18 protein-coding genes are annotated in these 19,922 nt (G+C 71.2%); 8 read left to right on the forward strand and 10 right to left on the reverse strand.

Translation table 11 applies throughout. The annotated features are described in order from the left end of the window. Nucleotides 1-7 precede the first annotated feature (7 nt). The 5 genes from ACWDRR_RS18795 to ACWDRR_RS18815 all read right to left on the reverse strand — a co-directional run bounded on the left by ACWDRR_RS18795 (nt 8) and on the right by ACWDRR_RS18815 (nt 5,795). Complete coding sequence (locus tag ACWDRR_RS18795; RefSeq protein WP_449773298.1) at nt 8-724, reverse strand: 2'-5' RNA ligase family protein; 717 nt, start codon at nt 722-724, stop codon at nt 8-10. 4 nt (nt 725-728) lie between these two features. After that, the gene (locus tag ACWDRR_RS18800; RefSeq protein ID WP_449773299.1) at nt 729-2,075 is read right to left on the reverse strand and encodes a hypothetical protein; all 1,347 of its coding nucleotides are present in this window, start codon (nt 2,073-2,075) and stop codon (nt 729-731) included. A 19-nt stretch (nt 2,076-2,094) separates the two neighbouring features. Then, nucleotides 2,095-2,847 (reverse strand): creatininase family protein, encoded by a 753-nt coding sequence (locus ACWDRR_RS18805; protein ID WP_449773300.1) that lies wholly within the window; start codon nt 2,845-2,847, stop codon nt 2,095-2,097. Between the two features lie 2 nt (nt 2,848-2,849). Beyond that, the gene (locus tag ACWDRR_RS18810) at nt 2,850-4,085 is read right to left on the reverse strand and encodes a tetratricopeptide repeat protein (RefSeq protein WP_449773301.1); all 1,236 of its coding nucleotides are present in this window, start codon (nt 4,083-4,085) and stop codon (nt 2,850-2,852) included. Between the two features lie 327 nt (nt 4,086-4,412). After that, entirely contained in the window at nt 4,413-5,795 is a 1,383-nt protein-coding gene (locus ACWDRR_RS18815; RefSeq protein ID WP_449773302.1) for a sporulation protein, read from the reverse strand. Nucleotides 5,796-6,079: 284 nt separating this feature from the next. Here ACWDRR_RS18815 and ACWDRR_RS18820 point away from each other — a divergent pair, with 284 nt between their 5' ends. The 3 genes from ACWDRR_RS18820 to ACWDRR_RS18830 all read left to right on the forward strand — a co-directional run bounded on the left by ACWDRR_RS18820 (nt 6,080) and on the right by ACWDRR_RS18830 (nt 9,394). Continuing rightward, entirely contained in the window at nt 6,080-7,591 is a 1,512-nt protein-coding gene (locus ACWDRR_RS18820; RefSeq protein WP_449773303.1) for a pyridoxal phosphate-dependent decarboxylase family protein, read from the forward strand. A gap of 79 nt (nt 7,592-7,670) precedes the next feature. Beyond that, entirely contained in the window at nt 7,671-8,603 is a 933-nt protein-coding gene (locus ACWDRR_RS18825; protein ID WP_449773304.1) for a methyltransferase domain-containing protein, read from the forward strand. Further along, nucleotides 8,600-9,394: a hypothetical protein gene (locus ACWDRR_RS18830; RefSeq protein WP_449773305.1), complete on the forward strand. Its 795-nt coding sequence runs from the start codon at nt 8,600-8,602 to the stop codon at nt 9,392-9,394. Before ACWDRR_RS18825 ends, ACWDRR_RS18830 begins: the two co-directional genes overlap by 4 nt. A 24-nt stretch (nt 9,395-9,418) precedes the next feature. On the opposite strand, the gene argS is transcribed toward ACWDRR_RS18830, so the two are convergent. Then, the gene (gene argS / locus ACWDRR_RS18835; protein WP_449773306.1) at nt 9,419-11,170 is read right to left on the reverse strand and encodes an arginine--tRNA ligase; all 1,752 of its coding nucleotides are present in this window, start codon (nt 11,168-11,170) and stop codon (nt 9,419-9,421) included. Between the two features lie 201 nt (nt 11,171-11,371). Between argS and ACWDRR_RS18840 the strand changes: the two genes are divergently transcribed. Both ACWDRR_RS18840 and ACWDRR_RS18845 read left to right on the forward strand, forming a co-directional pair. Beyond that, nucleotides 11,372-11,839: an HIT family protein gene (locus tag ACWDRR_RS18840; RefSeq protein ID WP_449773307.1), complete on the forward strand. Its 468-nt coding sequence runs from the start codon at nt 11,372-11,374 to the stop codon at nt 11,837-11,839. A 114-nt stretch (nt 11,840-11,953) separates the two neighbouring features. Then, nucleotides 11,954-12,913 carry a hypothetical protein gene (locus ACWDRR_RS18845; RefSeq protein WP_449773308.1) on the forward strand — a complete coding sequence of 320 codons (960 nt, stop codon included), beginning with the start codon at nt 11,954-11,956 and terminating at the stop codon, nt 12,911-12,913. Nucleotides 12,914-13,066: 153 nt separating this feature from the next. On the opposite strand, the gene ACWDRR_RS18850 is transcribed toward ACWDRR_RS18845, so the two are convergent. From ACWDRR_RS18850 to ACWDRR_RS18865, 4 genes are all read right to left on the reverse strand, one after another. Beyond that, nucleotides 13,067-14,251 (reverse strand): cytochrome P450 family protein, encoded by a 1,185-nt coding sequence (locus tag ACWDRR_RS18850; RefSeq protein ID WP_449773309.1) that lies wholly within the window; start codon nt 14,249-14,251, stop codon nt 13,067-13,069. 11 nt (nt 14,252-14,262) lie between these two features. Next, nucleotides 14,263-15,504: an MAB_1171c family putative transporter gene (locus tag ACWDRR_RS18855; protein ID WP_449773310.1), complete on the reverse strand. Its 1,242-nt coding sequence runs from the start codon at nt 15,502-15,504 to the stop codon at nt 14,263-14,265. Between the two features lie 20 nt (nt 15,505-15,524). Further along, on the reverse strand, nt 15,525-16,025 hold the full coding sequence (locus ACWDRR_RS18860; protein ID WP_449773311.1) for an ImmA/IrrE family metallo-endopeptidase: 501 nt from the start codon (nt 16,023-16,025) through the stop codon (nt 15,525-15,527). Nucleotides 16,026-16,516: 491 nt separating this feature from the next. Next, nucleotides 16,517-16,951 carry a helix-turn-helix domain-containing protein gene (locus ACWDRR_RS18865; protein WP_449773312.1) on the reverse strand — a complete coding sequence of 145 codons (435 nt, stop codon included), beginning with the start codon at nt 16,949-16,951 and terminating at the stop codon, nt 16,517-16,519. 360 nt (nt 16,952-17,311) lie between these two features. Here ACWDRR_RS18865 and ACWDRR_RS18870 point away from each other — a divergent pair, with 360 nt between their 5' ends. The 3 genes from ACWDRR_RS18870 to ACWDRR_RS18880 all read left to right on the forward strand — a co-directional run bounded on the left by ACWDRR_RS18870 (nt 17,312) and on the right by ACWDRR_RS18880 (nt 19,859). Next, on the forward strand, nt 17,312-17,647 hold the full coding sequence (locus ACWDRR_RS18870; RefSeq protein ID WP_380382571.1) for a hypothetical protein: 336 nt from the start codon (nt 17,312-17,314) through the stop codon (nt 17,645-17,647). Between the two features lie 215 nt (nt 17,648-17,862). Next, the gene (locus tag ACWDRR_RS18875; protein WP_449773313.1) at nt 17,863-19,200 is read left to right on the forward strand and encodes a hypothetical protein; all 1,338 of its coding nucleotides are present in this window, start codon (nt 17,863-17,865) and stop codon (nt 19,198-19,200) included. Then, the gene (locus tag ACWDRR_RS18880) at nt 19,197-19,859 is read left to right on the forward strand and encodes a DciA family protein (protein WP_449773314.1); all 663 of its coding nucleotides are present in this window, start codon (nt 19,197-19,199) and stop codon (nt 19,857-19,859) included. Before ACWDRR_RS18875 ends, ACWDRR_RS18880 begins: the two co-directional genes overlap by 4 nt. Nucleotides 19,860-19,922 lie beyond the last annotated feature (63 nt).

A 19,922-nucleotide genomic window follows, 5' to 3' on the forward strand; every position in this document is an offset into this window, starting at 1 on the left:
CCGGCGGCTACACCAGCGGCACCCGGCGGAGGACGGTCCACCGGTAGGCGGACCGTTCCCGGCGCAGCTCCACGAGGTCGACCGCCTCGACAGTGACCGACACGGGGGCGAAGCGCCGAAGCGCGCTGACGGCCTCGACGACGGGCTGGGCGTCGCGCTCCACGGGGTTGTACGCGATGCCGAGGTGGGGCCGGAACCGGGCGGTGCTGCTGCCGCCGGGCACTCCGAGTTCCAGCCCGGCCTGGGCGAGTTGGGCGTGGAGCGCGACCAGGTCCGTCCACGGGGTCACCGAGAAGCGGACCGCACCCCGTGATCCGGCCAGGGGATGGGCCAGGAGCGGCAGGCGGGGGAGGGCGAGTGCGGCGACCCTCTCTGCCAGGGCGTCGACGGTCGCGGGGGTTACGGCGGAGGCGTCTCCGATCCGCAGGACGGTCAGGTGCAGCCCATCGGCTGGGACCTGGTCGAGACCGAGGTCCGCGAGCGCGTGCTGGCACTGGGCCGCGCGGTCGATCAGCTCCCGGTCGTCGAAGGTCAGCATCCAGTAGAGCCGCCGGGTGCGGTCCGACCAGCCCGGCCGGGCCCAGTGGTCGCCCATGCGTTCGACGGCGTCAAACGCCTGCTGGTCGGTGTGGACGATGGCCGCAGCGTCGTCGAGATCGCCGGGCGGGTCCGGGGGGAAGGACCGGCTGTCGGCCGCCAGCAGAGACAACGCGTGCTCACCCATCCGTTCACGACTCGTCCGGCGGGCGCCCGGCGGCGAGCGGCAGCGCCGCCGGCCGGGCCCGCCACGCCCGCAGTTCCTCGGCATAGTCCCCTACCGCGGGCTCGGTGCGCCACCGGTTGGCTTCCCGGTACAGCTCCACTCCGCGCTGCAGGACCGAAGTGATCGGTGGTGCCGTCCCGGACCGAAGGGCGGTACGCCCCAGGTGCATGGCGTGCTCGACTTCGGGGTTCTGCTGCCGCAGCAGTGCCGTGGCGACGTCCAGGCCCACCAGGGCCCGGCTCCACCCGGAGTCGGACTCCTCGATCAGCGGGTCGATCTCCTCGGCGAAGCGCAGCACCTGCGGCGCGTCCCCGAGCGAGAGGTACGCGGTGACGACGTTAGCCACCGTCCGGGCGCGCGAGTACGGCTCGAAGGAGATGCACGCCGTCAGCCCGCCGGGCACGGGCTGGGCCTCCGTCAGCGCCAGGGCCTGCCCGATCGCCCGCTCGGTCTCCGCACGGCGGTCCATCCGGGCCATAGCCCGGGCGCGCCCGTTGGCCAGCAGCCGGATCGCCTGCGGATGGTGCGGGGCCAGGGCGACCCCGGCCGCCGCCGCCTCGTCCGCCTCCCGGTACTGCCCCTGGTAGTAGAGGCCCAGCGACTGGGTTCCCCGGGCCCACATCTGCAGCTCGACGTCGCCGATCGCCTCAGCGAGCAGCAGCGCTTCCTCGGAGTAGGCGGATGCCGCGTCCGGACGCGCCGCGTTGACGGCCATGTAGCCCAGAAGGCCCGACACTTGGCTGGTGAGCCGGAACAGCTCGGCGCGCCGCGCCGGCGGCTGTTGGCCGTCGAGCAGGGTGTGGAGCATCGTGCGCAGCAGCTTCGCCTCGCCTGCGAGCTGCTGGGGCCCCAGCGCCTCGTATCGCTCGACGATGCTGAGGATCGCGGTCCGCGCCATACCCAGGAGTGAGGCGTCCACATTGGAGGTGGTCAGGCGCCGGGCCCGGTCCAGCACGGCCAAGGGGTCGTCCAGATCGAGCACGGGAGGGGATGCCGCCGCGGCGGACGGCGCAATCGCGTGAAACGGGCCGCCGAGGGCCTCGGGGTCGACGAGTTCGAAGAGCCGTTCAACGGACATCCTGAACATGTAGGACAGGACGATCCCCGGCCGGGTGGTGGGTGTGCCCTTCAGGCCGACGGTCATCCATCGGGTGTAGCTGCGCCGGCTGACGAGTACGCTCGCCAGCCTTCGTTCACCCGTCTGCTCCGCCGCGACGCGCGCGAAGTGGGCGAACTGCAGATTGAACTGCTCGAAGGTGCCCCAACCCATCTCCTGGGCCAGGACCTTCAGCCGGGGTACAAGCTCTCCCACTGTTGCCCACCCCCCTTCGTCAGCCGTTGCCCGGCTCGCTGTGGACGGGATATGCCACGGCGTTGCTCTGCAACTCCCGGAGTGTCTCAGCGAAGGCGGCGGTCAGCGCCTCCAGCACCGCCTTGCCCTTCTCCGGGGTACCGAGCGAGGGACGGCCGATGACGCCCGTGGGCGTATACGCCCCAAGGCCGCGGACCAGCAGATGGGGCCGGTCAGCCACATGGTCGGCCTGCTGGTAACTGTCACGGACGACCTCGGGCCACAGGTGCATCAGGACCGAGGTCTCGACCTCTCCGGCGTGCATGTCCTCGTGCCCGGTACTGGCCAGTTCGGCGACGGCCCGCGCGTGCTCCCAGTCCTCCCGCCGGGGGAAGAGCGCCATGCGTGGCGCTGGCCCGGTGTTCGCCTCCTGGACGATGTTGGCGAGGACGTAGTTACCCCCGTGGCCGTTGACCACCACCAACTGCTCGACGCCGGACTCCTGGAGCGAGGCAGCGACGTCGGTGATCACCAGGTTCAGCGTTCGGGAGCGGATGCTGACGGTTCCCGGCCACCCGGCGTGCTCGTGGGAGCAGGCGATGGTGATCGGAGGGAGCAGCAGCAGGTCGTACGCGCGCGCCAGAGCCTCGCTGATGCCGCAGGCCATGAGCGTGTCCGTGGACAGAGGGAGGTGGCCGCCATGCTGCTCGAAGCTGCCGACGGGGAGCACCGCGACCTTGGCCGCACGGCTCCGCTCATCGGTGGTGGTGGACGTCGGGAGAGGGAAGTTCATGGTCACATTCTGGGAGGGATGAGAGCGAGTGAGGACCGGAACGTCCGTAGTTCCGGCTGCTGCTGGTCGGCCCGTCCGGCCAGAAGGGCAAGCTGCCGCAGGCCGCGGTGGACACGGCTGGAGCCGACCGTCGCGTTGGCGGATAGCACCTCGCTCCCCAGCGACCCGGCCTCGGCGAGCCGACCCGTGTTGAAGTAGCTGACTGCCAGCCAGACCTGGGCAAGAAGCTCGTCCTGCCGGAAGCCCGCCGGCCACGTGCCAAGCACCTGCTCCAGCGCCGACGCTGCCAGCGCGAACTCGCCCAACAGCATCTGACAACTGGCCTCGTGCGCTTGGACGTAGGCGGAGACGCAGTGCCGACCGATAGTCGACGGGTCGTCCAGGCCCTCGGTCATGTCGGCGAGGTCGACCAGCTTCGCTGCCTCGGCGATCGCCGAACGGCTACCCCGTCCGTCGCCCGCGAGGGCGTGGGCCTGCGCCTGACGGACCGCACACAGAGCGCGGTCGCGAGGATTCTCGCCGGCGGCCTGCCACGCCTGGCCAGCGAGGGATAATGCGTCCGAGACCTCGTGCCGCTCGACGGCGCGCTGCGCCTGGCGCATCCTGACGTAGGAGACCAGCTGGGTGTGCCCCGCGTCCTGGGCAAGCTGCAGCGAGCGGTCGAGCCAGAACCCGGCGTCCGGGCCGTTCGGCGTGTTCTCGGCTGTCCAGCTCGCGAACTCCGCCCAGCGCGACTCGACGGCAAGTAGGGCCGCGAAGAGTTGACCGCCGGTCCGCTGCCGGAACTGGCCGATCACGGACATCTCGTGGACTGCGGTCTGGTGGAGCTGACTTGGTCCGAAGGCATTGTGCGTCGTCGCCAGGATTTGCAGCATCCCCGTCCAGTGCGGAACAAGGGACGGATCGACGAACCGGGCCCCCACAGGTTCCGGCATCTGCGCTGCCACCTCTGTCGGCAGAGCGACGGAAGCCGTCGCGGCAGGCTGCGGGATGGCCCCGAAGAGATCTTCCGCTGGAAGACCGAGGAGGTGCTCCAGCACCAGGCACGTCTCGGAGTTCGGGAGGCCCTTCAAGTCGCTGGCCATCCAGCGGGTGAAGCTGCGGTGTGAGACGGAGACGGCTGCGATGCGGTGATCCTGCTTCAGCTCGGCCGTCTCTACCGCCGCGCGGCCGAAATGTAAGGCGAATGCTTCGTAAGTCCAGCGCCTCGCCTTTACGCGGCGACGAAACTCGTTCACCCGTTCACCTCCGGCACCATGCAGCGGGACCGCACAGCACTCGCACCAGGTCACGATTTTGGACGACGGCTCCCAGTCCCTGCATCGGCAGCCATGGGTAATCGGAGCGCGCTGGCCGGTGCTTTCGTACCTCCAGGAAGACGGAGCTCACCGAGGTCCCTTCGGCTGGTAGCGGTCCGGCGCCTCGACCACGGGACTCAACCTCACCGCCAGGTTGCCGCGACTGTACGCATGGTGACCCAGTCAGAATGCCGCCCGCCGGGGTGTACCTGCAAGCAGTTCGAGCACACCGGGACTGGGCCGCGCCGCATCTGGCCTCGCAAGGTTTCAGTTGAGGTGAGCGAGTCCGGCACGGGCATGGCGAATGAAGCTGATCACTCGCGGTTCGGACTTCCACTCGTTCAGCGCTCCGACCAGGTCGAGAACGTAGCTGCGGGCGCGCGGGGAGTGAACCTGCCCGAGGACCGCGATAGCTTCACGGCCCATGTGGAGACCGCGGTCGAGGTCGCGCTGTTGGAGGTGAGTGGTACCGACGATCGCCAGGCGCATGCCGACGGAGCGGGTGTAGCTGCCTTGCGGCATGGCCTCGGCTTGGCGGTTCCAGGAGAGGGCCGCGCGGGGGTTGCGCAGGTCTCGGTAGATCTCGGTTGCGTCGGCGGCGATCCGTTCGTGGGTGAAGTATGCGAGCCATTCCGGGTCACGGGTGCCGGGACGGATGGTCTCCAGGAGTTTCTCTGACTGGCGGAGGGCGGCGGAGGCGGCGGGTGCGTCGCCGAGCCGGGCGTGTGCGCGGGACTCCATCAGCTTGATGAAGGCGAGCACGCGCGGGGCAGCGGCCTTCTTGCCGCGGTCGTAGGCCCCTTGGGCCATGTCCACGGCCTGGTCGGCGTCGCCTGCGAGGAGAGTCTGCAGGGCCATCGTGCCCAGGATGTACGAGCCCGCCTGGACGTCGCCGCCGGCGCGGGCCATGGCCAGGCCCTGGATGAAGTACCGCTGGGCGGCGTCATGGTGCCCGGTGTCGACCGCAGACCAGCCGACCACCCTGGACAGCTCCGCGGTGGCGGAGAAGAGGTTCTTGCCGACCGCTTCCGAGTAGCGGCCGTTCAGCAGCGGCACTGCCTCCTGGGTGAGGCACTGGCTGACGGACGACGCCTTCCAGTGGCCGCCTCCGAAGCGGCTGTCCTGGCGGCGAGCGTCGTCGGCCGCCGCCCAGAGTTCCTCGACGTCGCTCTGTCCGACGAACCGGGTGCCGCGCGGCGGCGTCGGGGCGGCCTCGGGGACCGCCAGCCAGCGGGTCACCGGCGTGGCGTAGGCGGAAGCGGCGAAGCCGGTGCTGGCGAGGAACTGACGACGGTGCACATTGCTCCAGAAGGCGGCGGCGCCGCGCACGGCGGCGATCGGATCCCTTGGGAAATCCAACCCCATCGTCTCCAGCGGGTCGTGCGCCCCGGCCATGCCGATATCCGCCTCGGCGAGGCGCCGACCGAGGCGTTCGCCCAGCGCAGCGGCCACGAGAGCGGGAATCGGCTGCCGGGGCGGCAGCCCCTGAAGCCAGCGAAGAACACTCGTATGGGTGTACCGCCGGGACAGGCCGGCATCCCGTGCGAGTTGGTTGACGCGGTGCGCCAGGGCCTTTCGGCTGTATCCGGACGCCTCGAAGATCCGGGCGAGGTCGGCGTTCTCTCCGGGTCGGTGCGATTCGTCGTCCAAGGTACTCCCCCTCCGACTACCCGTCCCGTACTGCGGGCCGCGAGACGGGAGAGGTCAGCCTAGACCGCAACTCGCCTGCGGGTGAACCCGCTTGGAGGCTAATGAACCCCCCGTATGAACCTCCTCACCAGCGCCTGACGGAGCTTTCCTGAACTCCCGCCGATCGCGACGAACCGCCGGCACGGGCGCCGAGGCTCAGGCCCCGCGGCCCTGCCGGGCCCCGTCGCGGCCGTGCCCCGTGGCAGCCGTGCAGCTGCCGCCCCGGACCCGCTGGGAGAGCACCGATGACCGCACCCACCGCGGTGGACCTCCGCCCGCGCCACCTGACCCCCGAGCGCCGAGAGCAGCTGCAGACGCTGTTCGGCCGTCTCATCGACCTCGGACTCGACTTCAAGCTCGGCGACTCGGTGTTCGAGTCCCGCCGACCCCCCACCGAACTGCGCGACCGGCTCCTCACCGCGCTGCCCGAGAGCGGTAGCCCGATCGAGACGGTGCTCGACGAGTTCGTCCGCGACGTCCTGCCCGAGTGCAAGAACGAGAACAGCCCGTTCTTCCTCGGCTTCGGCGACACGGGCGATGACGTCGCGGCGATCTGCGGCGGGCTGCTCGCCCTGTTCACGCAGCAGAACCTGATCAACCAGTCCTTCGACTCCCCGACCGCCACCTTCGTGGAGATCGCGGTGCTGCGGTGGCTGCGCGAACTCCTCGGCTACCGCAACCCCCAGGCCGGCCAGACCGAGTCGATCTGGGATGTAGGCGGCTGCGTCACCCACGGCGGCACGCTCAGCAACACCGTCGCCATGATGCTCGCCCGCGAGCACCGGGTGCCGGGGACGATGGACCGGGGCATCACGGACCCCTCGCGCATGTCGATCGTCGTGCCCCGGGGGATTGGGCACTACAGCGTCAAGAGCGCCATGGCGTGGATCGGCTGCGGCTCGCGCCTGGTCGAGGTCGACACCGTCGGCTTCCGCTACGACCAGCGGGCGCTGGAGCGCACGCTGCGCGAGCAGGCCGGAACCGTCATGTCCGTCATCGCCTACGCCGGCGACAGCCGCACTCACACCATCGAGGACCTGCGCGGCGTCCACGACCTGGTGCGCTCCATCGACAGCAGCATCTGGCTGCACGCCGACGCCTGCTGGGGCCTGGCCTGCGCGCTGACCGGCACGCTCGCCGACAAGATCGACGGGATCGGCGGGTACGACAGCATCACCGTCGACCCGCACAAGGTCATGGGCATCCCCTACGCGATGAGCGCCCTGCTGGTCCGCGACCCGCAGCACATGCGGATGGTCGCCAGCTACTCCGACCTGATCATGCAGGAGGACTTCGCGATCGGGCAGACCACGCCGTTCATCGGGTCGAAGGCGTGGCTGTCGCTGAAGCTCTGGATGATGATCAAGGCGTACGGCCGCGCCGGCCTGGCCGCCATGATCGACCAGCGGCTCGCCACCACCCGGCGCTTCACCGAGCTGGTCGACGCCTCGCCGCACCTCGTGCGCCTGAACGAGCCGGACCTGACGGCCGTGGCGTTCATGTACCTCCCCACCGGCACCGAGCCTGGCGCGCCCGACGTCGAGCGGATCAACGCCGTCAACAAGGCCATCCACGAGCGGATGCTCGCCGAGGGCGCCTGGCACCTGCACCAGTTCACCCTCCCCGACGACGGCATGTTCCGGGCCGGGGCCGTCCTGCACCCGCTGCGGTTCATGGGCCAGAACCTGCGGATCGAGGAGCGTCACCTGACCGGCGTCCTCGACTACGTCACCGCGCTGGGCCGCGAACTCGAGTAGCCCACCCGCCCGTGCCGCCGCCGCGAGCGCGGCGGCGGCACGCACCCCGGCCGACCGGACCACGACGAGAGGAAGCACCATGCCCGCCACCCACGACGCCTTCCGGGAGATCTACCAGGCCCCCGGCCTGTACGACCAGCTCCTGCTGCCGCACTACTTCGACGGGGTCGAGGACACCGACCTCGTCCGCCTGCTGATGGAGCGCCACTACGGGCAGCCCGGCAGCGAGCGGGCCCTGCGGGTCGCGGAGCTGGGCTGCGGCACCGGCCGCGTCACCGCCGCCCTGGCCCCGTACGCCCGGCACCTGCGCGCCACCGACTACAGCCAGTCCATGATCGACACCTTCCGATCCCGCTACCCCGGCGCCGAGGCCCTGCAGCAGGAGACCACCCTCTCGGTCGAGCGGATGCTGGCCGCCGGGATGGCTGGCACGTTCGACGTCGTCGGCGCGTTCTGGTCGCTCAGCTACCCGCTGGGCGACTACTTCGAGGAGCTGAGCGCCGACGGCATCGTCGCGCGGCCCGACGCCCAGCAGGGACGGGCCGAAGCCGGGCGCCTGGTGCGCGACATCGTGCGCCTGCTCGCCCCGGGCGGCCACTTTCTGGCCTTGTTCTTCGACGCGGAGACGCCCGAGCAGCAGCTGGTGACGCGGGCCTGGGAGAAGGTCGCACCGTTCCCCGGCACCGGCCGCGGCTACACCCGCGAGATCCTCCTCGACGAGCTGCGGGCCGCCGAGGCCCGCGGGCAGGGACGCCTGAACGTCACCCGGCACGGCGGCATCGCTGTCGCGCCGAACGAGGACGCCGCCCGGGCCTGGTTCACCACCGTGCACATGAAGTCCCTGCCCGCCCTGGACGACCCGGACGTCCACCGCGCCATCGACGCTTTCGTCGCCGACCACCTCCAGCCCGACGGCCAGGTGTTCATCCCCACCGGCACGTACCTGGTCGACTTCTGGGCCGGGCCGGCCGAACGCCACCTCCCGCTCCAGCGACCCTCGGACGCGGCATGAGCACCGACCGGCGGGTGCCGCGCCAGGGCGGCCCCGCCGCGCGAGACCTGCTGGCCGACGCCTGCGCCCTGCGCGCGGCCCACCTCGCCGACGGCTACGGGCTGGCCTACGGCTCGCACACCGACGGCGGCGCCGGGGCCGCCTCCGACCTCGACCTGCTCCTCGTTGGCGCCGAACCGCTGACCGCGGACCAGGCGCGGGCCCTGGCCGGCGATGTGATCGGCCTCCACCGCCGCCACGGCCTGGCCCTCGACCAGGAGGTGTCCTACGAGAGCAAGCTCCACGCCACCACCGGCCAGGTCGAGCGTGCCACCGCCCTCGGCGGCTTCACCATCACCCCCGAGGGCGACATCCGGGTGGACGCGGTGGTCGCGGAGCCCTGGTTCCTGAACTCCGCGCCCTTCAAGCTCCGGCTCGTCCTCAACGCCCTGACCGTCCCGCACGTCTTCCTCGGCGGCGACCTCGCCCTCTACGACCGCCACCGCCTGCGTGCCGAGCGCGCCGCGGCCCTCCTCGCACTGTCCCTTCTGGAAGGGCGTGAGCAGTTCACCGTCGGCGACGCCGCGGCCGTCCTCCTGGGCCACCCGCCGCAGCCGCAGGGCGAGGACTTCCTCGGGTACGACGAGCGGGCCTGCCGACCCTCCGCCCTCTTCGGCCTGCTCCAGCGCGCGCTCGGCGCACTGGAGCAGCAGGGGGTGGTCAGTATCAGCGGGGGTGTCCGGGTCCGCCAGCGCCCGGATCGCCGCAGGCAGCTCCTGCTGGAGCTGGCGGCGCAGGTGGTGGGCGCGTAGCAGCGCCCACCACCGTCTCGACGGCTACATCCGGTCCGGGGCCTGCAGGCCGAGGAGGTCCAGGCCCCGGGCCAGTGTCTGGGCGGTCAGCCGGCACAGCGCCAGCCGGTTCGCCCGGACGCCTGCGGACTCGGGCTTCAGGACAGGGCACGCCCCGTAGAAGTCCGTGACCGCCTTCGCCAGCGCGAACAGGTACCCGCACAGCCGGTGCGGCTCCAGCTCTTGGGCGACCTCGCGCAGCGTCGCATCGAAGCCGTCCAGCGCCAGGACCAGCGCCCGCTCCACCGGGTGCAGCGCCAGCGAGGCGTCCACCGGGGCGTCGAGGGAGTCCTGCGGCGCCTTGCTCAGGATGGTCCGCACTCGGGCGTGCGCGTACTGCATGTAGACGCCAGTGTTGCCCTGGAGGGCGACCATCTGGGCGATGTCGAAGACGTAGTTCTTCGCGCGGGACGTGGACAGGTCGGCGTACTTCACCGCGCCGATCCCGGCCGCCTGGATCACCCGCTCCAGAGCCTCGCCGTCCAAGTTGTGCGGCTTGTCGGCCACGGCCTCGCGGGCCCCCTCGACCGCCGCGTCCAGCAGCTCCGACAGACGCACCGTCCCACCGGAGCGGGTCTTGAACGGGGTGCCGCCCGGACCCATCACGGTGCCGAAGGGGACATGGACCGCCTCGACGTCGTCGGTGAGCCAGCCGGCCCGGCGGGCGGTGGCGAAGACCATCTGGAAGTGCAGGGCCTGCCGGGCGTCGACCACGTACAGGATGCGGTCGGCCTCCAGCTTCCTGATCCGGTGCCGGATCGTGGCCAGGTCGGTGGCGGCGTAGCCGTACCCGCCGTCCTTTTTGCGGACGATTAGCGGCGCGGGCTCCCCGTCAGGGCCGGTGACGTCGTCGAAGAAGACACACAGCGCTCCGTCGCTGTCCACCGCGATGCCCGCGTCGACCAGCTCCTGCACCACCTCGTCCAGGACCGGGTTGTACGTCGACTCGCCCGCCGAGTCCTCCGGCGTCAGCAGCACACCCAGCCGGTCGTACAGCTGCTGGAACGCCGCCGTGGACACCGCGACCAGCTCACGCCACACCGCCAGCGTTGCCTCGTCGCCCGACTGCAGGGCCACCACCCGCAGCCGGGCCCGCTCGACGAACTCGGGATCGGCGTCGAAGACCTGCCGGGCCGCCCGGTACAGGCCGTCCAGGACCGAGACCTGCTCGCCCGGGTCGGCGCCCTGCCACCGCGCCTCGGGGTGTTCGTCGATGTACTGGATCAGCATGCCGAACTGCGTGCCCCAGTCGCCGAGGTGGTTCTGCCGAACGACGTCCCCACCCAGGAAGGACAGCACCCGTACCAGGCTGTCGCCGATGACCGTGGTCCGCAGGTGCCCGACGTGCATCTCCTTGGCGATGTTCGGGCCCGAGTAGTCGATGACCGTCCGCGTGCCGACCAGCGGCTCGCCCACTCCCAGGCGGCGATCCGCCAGCCGGGCCTCGACCTGGCGCCACAGCTGCGCGTCGTCCACCGACAGGTTGAGGAAGCCCGCTCCGGAGAGCGTGGAGGACACCACCCCGCCCGCCAGCTCCTGCTGGAGCGCCTGCGCCAGCTCCCGCGGCGGCTGCCCGGCCGCCTTCGCCAGAGCCAGGGCGACGTTCGACTGGAAGTCGGCGTGCTCGGAGGGTCGGACCAGCGGGTCTCGCTCGGACAGCTGGCGCGGCAGGACGCGGGCCATGGCCCCCGTCACGGCGTTCTGCGCAAGGACCATCGCTGCAAGTACCTCGGTCACGGGACTTCCCTCTCCGGCGCGGACTCTGGATCCACCGCCAACTTACGTAAATGGTAGTGGCGCTGACGGGTTGTAGCGTCGGGATATCGGCGGCCCCAGGCCCTGTTGCGATTCGGGCAGAGCGCCAAGCGCACTGGTGAACGGTTCCCTGCGCGCGTGTCACGAAGTGCCCGGCGGGACGAGAGCCGTTATGCAGGGATCATGACTGAATCGTCCTGGCCCGCCGACTGGAACGACCGAAAGACCGGCATCGGCTGCGGCATGTGCGCCACCCGAGGGCTGGACGACAACGGGCGCGGAGTAAGGATCCTGAAGGGTGGATACGCCGACGTCTACCTGAACAGAGCAGCCTTGCGCGGCTACGCCGTCGCGATATGGAACGGCCCACACGTCGCCGAGCCGACCCAGCTCACCCAGGACGAGGCCGCCGGGTTCTTCCTCGACGTGCTCCGTGCTGGCCTGGCCATCGAGCAGTACCTGCACCCGGCCAAGATGAACTACGAGGTGCAGGGGAACTCGGTCCCGCACCTCCACGTCCACGTGATCCCCCGGCCGCACGACGACCCGGCCCCCGGCACCCAGCTCCCCTCGCCGTTTCTCGAACACCAGCCTGGTTTTTCGCCCCAGTTCGATCAAGACGTCGCGCACCTACGCGAGATCCTGAACTGACCCCGCAGACCTCCGGTAGCCACGTTGTGATCGAGGTCTCTCGGCGTGGGCTTCACTTGCGGCGCGTTCCTGGCTATGGTCCGTCGTCCCTCGGCTGGGATTGGCCCGGCCGAGGTGCCGAGGAGGCTCTCCCTGCGCATCCACCGCAGCCCCCACCCGTCCAACTTCGTGATCATCCCGAACGTCCTGGCGCAGAACCGCGCCATGAGCTACACCGCCCGCGGGCTGCTGGTGGACCTCCTGTCCCGACCTGACGACTGGCGCGAGACGTGCCGGCAGATGGCGGACTCCAGCCCGCAGGGCCGCAAAACCCTGGCGGCGGCGCTGGACGAGCTGCGGGCCTGGGGGTACTACCGGGTGGAGGTGGTCCGCCTGCCGAACGGCCGGATGCGCTCGGAGGCGCACGTCTTCGACCGCCCGCAGGCGGGGCTGCTGCCGGGTGCCACTGCGCCGGGCTCCGGTGAACCGGACTGCGGTGATCGTGGCGTCCTTCCAAAGGACCTGGTCAAAGTACCCTCCCTCCCTCGCGGCGAGGAGACGGAGCCGCTCGCCGAGGCGGCCCCGGCCGACGATGAGGGAGGGCGGGAGGAGCCCGCTCCGGAACTGATGCCTCGGCCCCGCCGGGCAGCGCCTGCGGCACACCCGGAGGACCTGGACGAGGAGACGCTCGCGGCGGTGAACGCGCTGATGAGAGCGGTTCGCCCGGAGCGGCGGCTGCCGCTGGGCGTGTCGGAGGCGGCGGCGCTCGCCCCGCTGGTGCGGCAGTGGATGGAGCGTGGGGCCTCGCAGGACGAGCTGCGGCAGGCGTTGCTGACCGGACTGCCCGAGGTGGTGCACTCCCCGGTGGCGGTGCTGCGGTCCCGGCTGGAGCGGAAGAAGCCCGCCGAGCGGACGGTCGCCCCGCAGCAGCAGCTGGCGGAGTGCGACCAGTGCCGCGACCCGCTGCCCGAACCGGGGCTGTGCGCGGGCTGCCGAGGAGCGGGGCGTGGGGACGGCGCGGCGGATCGCGGAGTCGAGGCGACCGCGCGCGGCATCGCGAAGGTGCGTGCGGCGATGGCGAGTTCACGGCGGTGAGACCCGCTGTGAGCCGGTGACCAGCGGGGTGGCCCTGGTGGACCAGGTGGCCGCGTGCGGGCGGCTGTCGGCCCGGTGTGGGCCGCCATGGAGCACGGACGGGGCCTGCCGGTGGGTGGTGCTGCCCGGTTCTGCAGGCAGCACCACCGTCGGCTACAGCTGAACGGGCAGCGCCTCCAGCCCGCGGACCAGCCGGGAGTGCCGCCAGAGCAACTGCTCAGCAGGCTCTGCCAGTTGCAGGCCGGGGAAGCGCTCCAGTAGCAGGAGCAGGACGGTCTCGACCTCGACCTGGGCCAGGGGAGCGCCGAGGCACCGGTGGATGCCGTGGCCGAAGGCCAGGTGCGACCGGGCGTCGGGCCGGTCGAGGTCGAGGCGGTCCGGGTCGGTGAAGCGGGCCGGGTCGCGGTTGGCGGCGCCGGGGCTGACGAAGACCGGGCTGCCCGCCGGCACCTCCGTCTCGCCGAGCCGGGTGGCCTTCGGCGCCCACCGCCAGGTCGCGATGCTCACCGGGGAGTCGTAGCGCAGCAGCTCGTCGACCGCGCCGGGGACTCGGCCGTGGTCGGCGCGCAGCAGCGCGAGCTGCTCGGGGTGCTGCAGCAGGGCCAGGATGCTGTTGCCGATCGCCGCGGTGGTCGTCTCGTGCCCGGCGACCAGGAGCAGCACCGCGAGGGAGACCAGCTCAAGCTCGCTGAGCCGGTCGCCGTCCTCGTCGCGGACGGCGACCAGGGCGGACAGCAGGGCCTCGTCGGGCTTCTCGCGCTTGGCTGCGGCCAAGGCGGACATGTAGTCGGCCAAGGCATGGGAGGCGGAGTCGATCCGCTCGTGGTCGCCGGTGGCGAGCAGGTCCGAGGACCAGCGGTGGACGCTTGCGCGGTCGGCGGCGGGGACACCGAGGAGCTGGCAGATCACGGTGACCGGCAGCGGCACGGCCAGGCCCTCCATCAGGTCCACCCGGTCGCCGGGGGACCAGCCGTCGACCAGCTCCTCGGCCAGGGCGCGCACCGCTGGCCGCAGCTGCTGGACGCGGGCCGGGGTGAACGCCCGGGTGACCAGGCGGCGCAGCCGCGTGTGGTCGGGTGGGTCGCTGTTAAGCATGGTGCTGGCCAGCGCGGGGTGCAGTGCGCGTCCCGAGGGCTGGTTGGCGAAGAACGCGACGGTGTCCTTCGACAGCGCGGGGTCGGCGAGCGCGGCTCTGGCCTGGTCGTAGCCGGTGACCACGGCCGTGGTCCCGGAGCTGCCGCCCATGGGCACCTGTGCGACGGGGCACCGCTGCCGCAGCGCGGCGTAGACGGGGTAGCGGTCGCGGTAGAAGGCGGGGTCGGAGAAGGGGTTGGCCATGGTGCTCGCTCCTATGCCGCGTGAGCGGGGGGCTGGTGCGCTGCGGCGATGCGGTGGACGATCTCGCTTCCGGTGTACTGCTCGGCCACCAACCGTAGCCAGACCGCCTCCTTTGCCAGATCCGCCTCGCGGGCGGAGCCGTTGTCGGCCAGTGGTGCGGGGTCGCGCTGGGCGCGGGCGCTCCAGCGGGCTGCCTGAATGGCGCCCGCCACGATGGCCGCTTCGACCACGGCCTCCGCCTCGGTGCCGGTGAGGCCGGCGGCGGACACCGCCTCCTCGGCGGCTTGCTGCACCGCTCGGGAGCGGTGTTCCTCAAGGCTGAGGATGCCGTCGGCGATCTCGACGGTGCGGCGGTGCAGGACGAGGTCGGGCTCCGCGCCGCCGCCGAGCGTGTTCAGCACGACGTCGGGGTCCACCGAGGTGATGTCCTGCCACAGGGGAACCATGATCTGGGCGGTCTGCCGCTGCCAGGCGGTGAACCTGCGCTTGGCCAACGGCCACAGCATCGCGGGCACGGTGAGTCCGGCGGTGATCAGCAGGACGCCGCTGAGCGGGGCGGTGAAGGAGAAGGCGCAGCGGTACGGGGTCACCAGGGAGGTGCACCGCGGACCGCCGGGGAACAGCTCGACGTGCGCGAGGCTGGCGGCGGCGTTGACGACCTTGTAGACCAGGTAGAGCAGGACGAAGAAGCACCCGCCGGTGACGGCCTTGAGCCCGATCTTGTGGACTCGCCAGTCGGTCTCGGTGCTGCGCCGCCAGGTCTGGGTGAGGGCGTCGTAGGTGGCGTGGCCCATGAAGGCGACGTAGGCGATGGTGTAGAGGGTGAGCGTGGCCGGTGCCTGGCCCCAGTGGGTGTTGGTGAAGGGGCTGCTCCAGCGCCGGTCGGCGGGGGTGGCGAAGAACGCGACGCCCATCACCGTGACGGCCAGGGCGAGCAGCCGCAGACGGGTCCGCAGTTTGGCGCGAGCGGGCTCGGGATCGTAGTTGAGGGCGAAGAGGAAGCCGACGACGGCGAGGCTGGCGCCGAGCATGAGCACGTTGCTGACCAGCTTGGCCAGGTCCCGGGTGAGCAGGTCGGCGGCGTCCTGGACCGCGGGGTTGAACCCGGTGATCGCGACGGCCCAGGCGACGAGCAGTACAGCGGTCGAGGCGGCGTTGGAGGGTCTGGGCGTGTCCGCGGGGCGGGGACGCATCCAATAGGCAGCAGCCGCGAGGAGCAGGGCGGGCAGGCCGAAGGTGACGATGGTGATCACGGTGGCGCTGTTCTCTCGTCTTAGGTGTACATGGCCGCCCACCGCTCGGAGGCGGCGGTGGGTCGGGGTGAGGGCGTCCTGCGCTCGCGGAGCATCCGCGAGACGAGCAGCGAGCCGAGGTGTTCGGCCTCCTGCTCCTCGGGGGTGTCGTAGGAGGTCCGCGCCGAGATGCCGAGCGAGCCCGTCCAGTCGATCTCGGCCGCGAGTTCTTCGTCCGTCTTGAAGTTGGCCCGGTTCACTGTGCCGGCGTGGTCGCACAGGATGTGGCCCAGCTCGTGGGCGATGATCTGCAGGCGCAGCAGCAGCGACGCGTTCTGCTCGTAGAAGATGACCTCGCGGTCGTCGTAGCGCTGGCGCAGCCCGCAGCCGTCGCTCTCCTGCATCGCCTTGGGCTCGCACTCGATGCGCCGGCCGACGTGGGCGGAGACTGCCTCGATCAGCTCGGTTTCGGTGAAGCGGTGCGGCAGCTCCAATTTGCGCAAGCGATCCTCGCAGGCGGTGCGCAGCGATTTGGCATGCACGATCCCCTCCCAAGAAATGATCATGGATTTCGGTGCCTTGGGATGCGCGTCGAATATCGCGACCCGGCGTCACGGCGGTAGGAGGATGTTAAGCACAGGAGATAAAGATCAACTAAGCCTTATTGGTCCCCGATGTCCGGATGCTGGGCGGTACGGGTCCGGATCGTCACGCAGCGTCGCAGCCTGACGTGCCTGACCTGCGAAGACTCCCGCAGCTCATAGGGGGCTCACAGGTGGCATCCAGTTGGTTCACTACCGAAAGTAATAACTGCGGGAACATGTCAAAGATAAGGTGACATGCGTCACTCTCTCCCGTCTTTGGCGGATTCCCCCGCGATTCCCCCAAGGAGTGGGATGCATTTCGTCAAGCCGGGGGGTGGCGTCCCCCCGAATGGGGGGAATGCATTCCTGACTGGCAATCAGGAATGCATTCCGTAGAATCTTCGCGCGTAGATTTTCGGCATGCGTGAGCCTGCCGCGAACGCGGGGTTTCAGGGTGTCGGTTCGTCCGACGCGTCGGCGGGGGGCAGGCCCTGGGAGCTGCGCGCCATGTCGATCGACTCCTTGACGAAGCGCAAGCCCTTGGCGTCGAGGCCCTTGCTGCGCAGAGCGATCGACTGGACGCCGGCGTCCTCCATGGCCCGCTGGAGGTCGCGGCCGGCGACCTCCTTGTCCGGGTCGTCAGAGACCCAGTAGGTCGGGGGCACATCGAAGAAGGCCGCGATCTTCACCAGGGTGTCGATCGTGGGGTTGGTCTTGCCGCCCTTGCGCATGCCCCGGAGCAGGGTGTCGCTGATCCCGGTGCCGGTGGAGACCTCGGCGACGGTGTACGGGCCGCGGCCCTCGGGGTGGCGCTCCTCGAAGAGACGGTCGAGGCGTGCAGCGATCTGCGCAAGGCCCTTGTCCTTGTCAGCTTGTCCCGGCATCGCCCTGTCCTCCGTGTCAGATCGTCCCACGGGCGCACTTTAGTACCCAACAGTGCCCCGATGCACGCCGAGACCCGAACTTTAGTGTCCCATTCTGGCGAACTCTGGTGTACGTTGATCCAGCCGAAGGGAAACTAGAGTGCAGAATCCCTGGTGAGGGGCTATATCGCGCCCGCTCATCCGGGGGCTGCCTTCGCTGGCGCGCCGGTCCGACCGGCGGGGCAGCGGCTTCGGCCGCCCTCGGCGGAGAGCCCGGAAGTTGGCGCTTCCGGACCCCTCCGCACGCGAGGACGTCGAACACGTCCGACGCCCGGCCCCCGCATCTCACAACGCAGCCGGACATCAGCCCAGGAGTATGGCATGTCCTCCTCGATCCCCACAATCGGCACCGGTGACGGCCGCTTGGTCGCCACCACCTCCGTGGCCTTCGCCGAGATCCTCGCCCGCCTCGCCCCCGGCAGCGCCTCGGTGCGCCTGAACAGCGCCGCCGAAGGCGGCCTGCCCCGCACCGCCGAGGCGTACGACGCCCAGGGCCGAAACGTCCCGCAGCCGCTGGCGATCCGCCAGGCCATGGCCCGTTGGATCAGCACCGCATTCCCGCTCGACCGCGGATGCGCCCACCACCTCGACCTGGCCACCGGGGAGCTGACCGCCCTGGCCGCTGCCGGCGGCGAGGACCTCCCGCTGGCGGCCTGAGCACCACCCTCTCCACGTCCGCCGAGCGGCAGAACCCGCCGCACCGCGGACGACCGCGCAGCGCACAGGCACACCCGCGCGGGGACCGACCGTCCCAGCGCCGGACGCAGCCGCGCCCCTGACGCGCCTCCTCCCGCCTTCACCCGTTCCGCGCTGACGGCACCGCCTGCCCTGGCGACCGGTGCCGCGCGCTCCAGGCGAAACCTCTCACCTCCATGCCTAGCACCCTCCTGCCCTCGCGCACGTCCGCCGACAGGGCATCGGGCAACCCCGGCCTGCCCGTTCCCGACCCCGAGCAGTGGATCTCCACCACCAGCTCCCGCATCGCCCCCGACCCGTACACCTGGCTGCAGGCCGTGCACTGGGCCCACGACACCGGCACCCGCACACCGGTCCGCAGCCACGGCCCGCGGTTCGGCACGACCACCGTGCTGCTGGCCCAGCAGCTCGCCCAGCTCAACCCGTGCCGGCCGGGCGTCGACTTCCTCGCCCGGGTCCTCAAGGTCTCCGTGCGCACTGTGAAGTACCACCTGGCGCTGCTGCGCGAGGCGGGCCTGCTGGCCTACAGGGTCAAGGGCACCCGCGTCCGCCAGGAGCGTGCCCGGGCAAGCGAGTTCGCCCGCACCATACCCGTCTCCTTCGACCAGGCCCTGGGGTTGCGCACCGCGCCCTCGGACACCTTCATCCGCGCTGTCGTCGGCATCTCCGAGCAGGGCCGCACCCAGCTGGCGCGACTCGGCAAGAAGGCCGCCCGCACCGTGCGCCGCAAGGTCCGCAAGACCAAAAGACCCTCTTTTTCTGGGAGTTCGGATTGCACCCCAATGGAGGGTGGTTCCTGCACTGCCTCTCCTGCGGCACTTACCTCTTCTCCCTCTGAGGGCGAGCCTCGCAACGGGAAGCCCAGCAGCGCACCGACGGAGAGAAGAACCCGCAAGACGCTGAACGCGGTTGGGCGGCGCTACCAGCTCGGCCTGGAGCTGGTCCGGCAGGTCCCGTGGCTGGCCGGCACGCCGGTAGCCCGCGTGGCCTGGGCCGTGCGGCACCTCGCCGACGCGGGCTGGACCGCCCACGAGGTGATCGCCGTACTCGCGTTGCGCGCACCCTCGGACCGGATCCACCGGCCCAGTGGCTTCCTGACCGCCCGCCTGGTCGGGACGGAGCTGCTGTTCGACACCCCGGCCAAGCGCGCCAACCTGGTCGCCTGGTGGCGCGACAGCCGCCACGCCGCCCGGGAGCGCCACACCGAGTGGAGCAGCTCGTGGTCCGCGCCGCGCAGCAACGCGGTCGCCCGCCTGGTCCGCGACGCCTTCACCGCCGCCAAGCGCCAGCAGCAGCTCGTCGAGCTGCCGCCCGAGCCCACCGACTCCGAGCACGCCGAGATCCGCACGCTCGCCTGGCGCCAGTACCTCGCCGGACAGCCCGAGCTGGTCGGCTCCGCCGTCGCCCTCGCCGGACGGGACAAGGCCGCGCAGATCTACGGGGCCGACCTCGTCGAGCGCGTCGTCCGCCTGACCGCCACCACCAGCCACCTCACCACCGGAGCCACCCGATGACCCCGCCCGACGAGCCCCGCGGCGCCGACCTCGCCCGCCTGACCCTGCGCCGCGCCCAGGCCGACGCCGCCAAGCGCCCCGCAGGAGCCACCAAGGTCCGCGGACCCCGCCGCGCCGCCGTCCGCTCCGCAGACCGCGACCCGGTCGGGCTCGCCGCCGCACTCGGCGGCCTCGTCGAGCAGCACGCCTGGAACGCCCCGCTCTCCGGTGGCGCCGTCACCGACCTGTGGCCCCGAGCCGCCGGTGAACTCGCCCCCCACACCCGGGCCGTCGCCTTCGACCACACCACCGGCCGTCTCGACGTCCAGGCCGACTCGCCCGCCTACGCCACCCACCTGCGCCACTTCGCCGCCCACCTCGTCGCCGAGATCAACCGCCTGCACCAGCAACCGGTTGTGCGCAGCATCCGCGTTCTGGCCGAGCGCGGCGGCAGAGCAACCGCCGGCCCCGTGCCGAGCGGCGGTGCCGCGGCGCCCGGGCGCCGCCCGCCCGGACCGGTCAGAACCCGGGAGAACGCCTCACTCGGCTACCAGCGTGCCCTCGTCCAGCTGCAAGCCGCCCGTGCTCGCGTCCCTGCCGACCCGCTCGCCGGACCGGCCATCGAGCACAAGGTCCGCGCCCTCGCCAGAGCGACCCCAGCGCCCGCCACCAGCAGCTGAGCGCCCCAGCCGCCGCCCCGGCGAGCCCGCTCGACACCGACCCCAGCCGCCTGCCGCAGCAGG

The organism is Kitasatospora sp. NPDC003701, assembly GCF_053587085.1.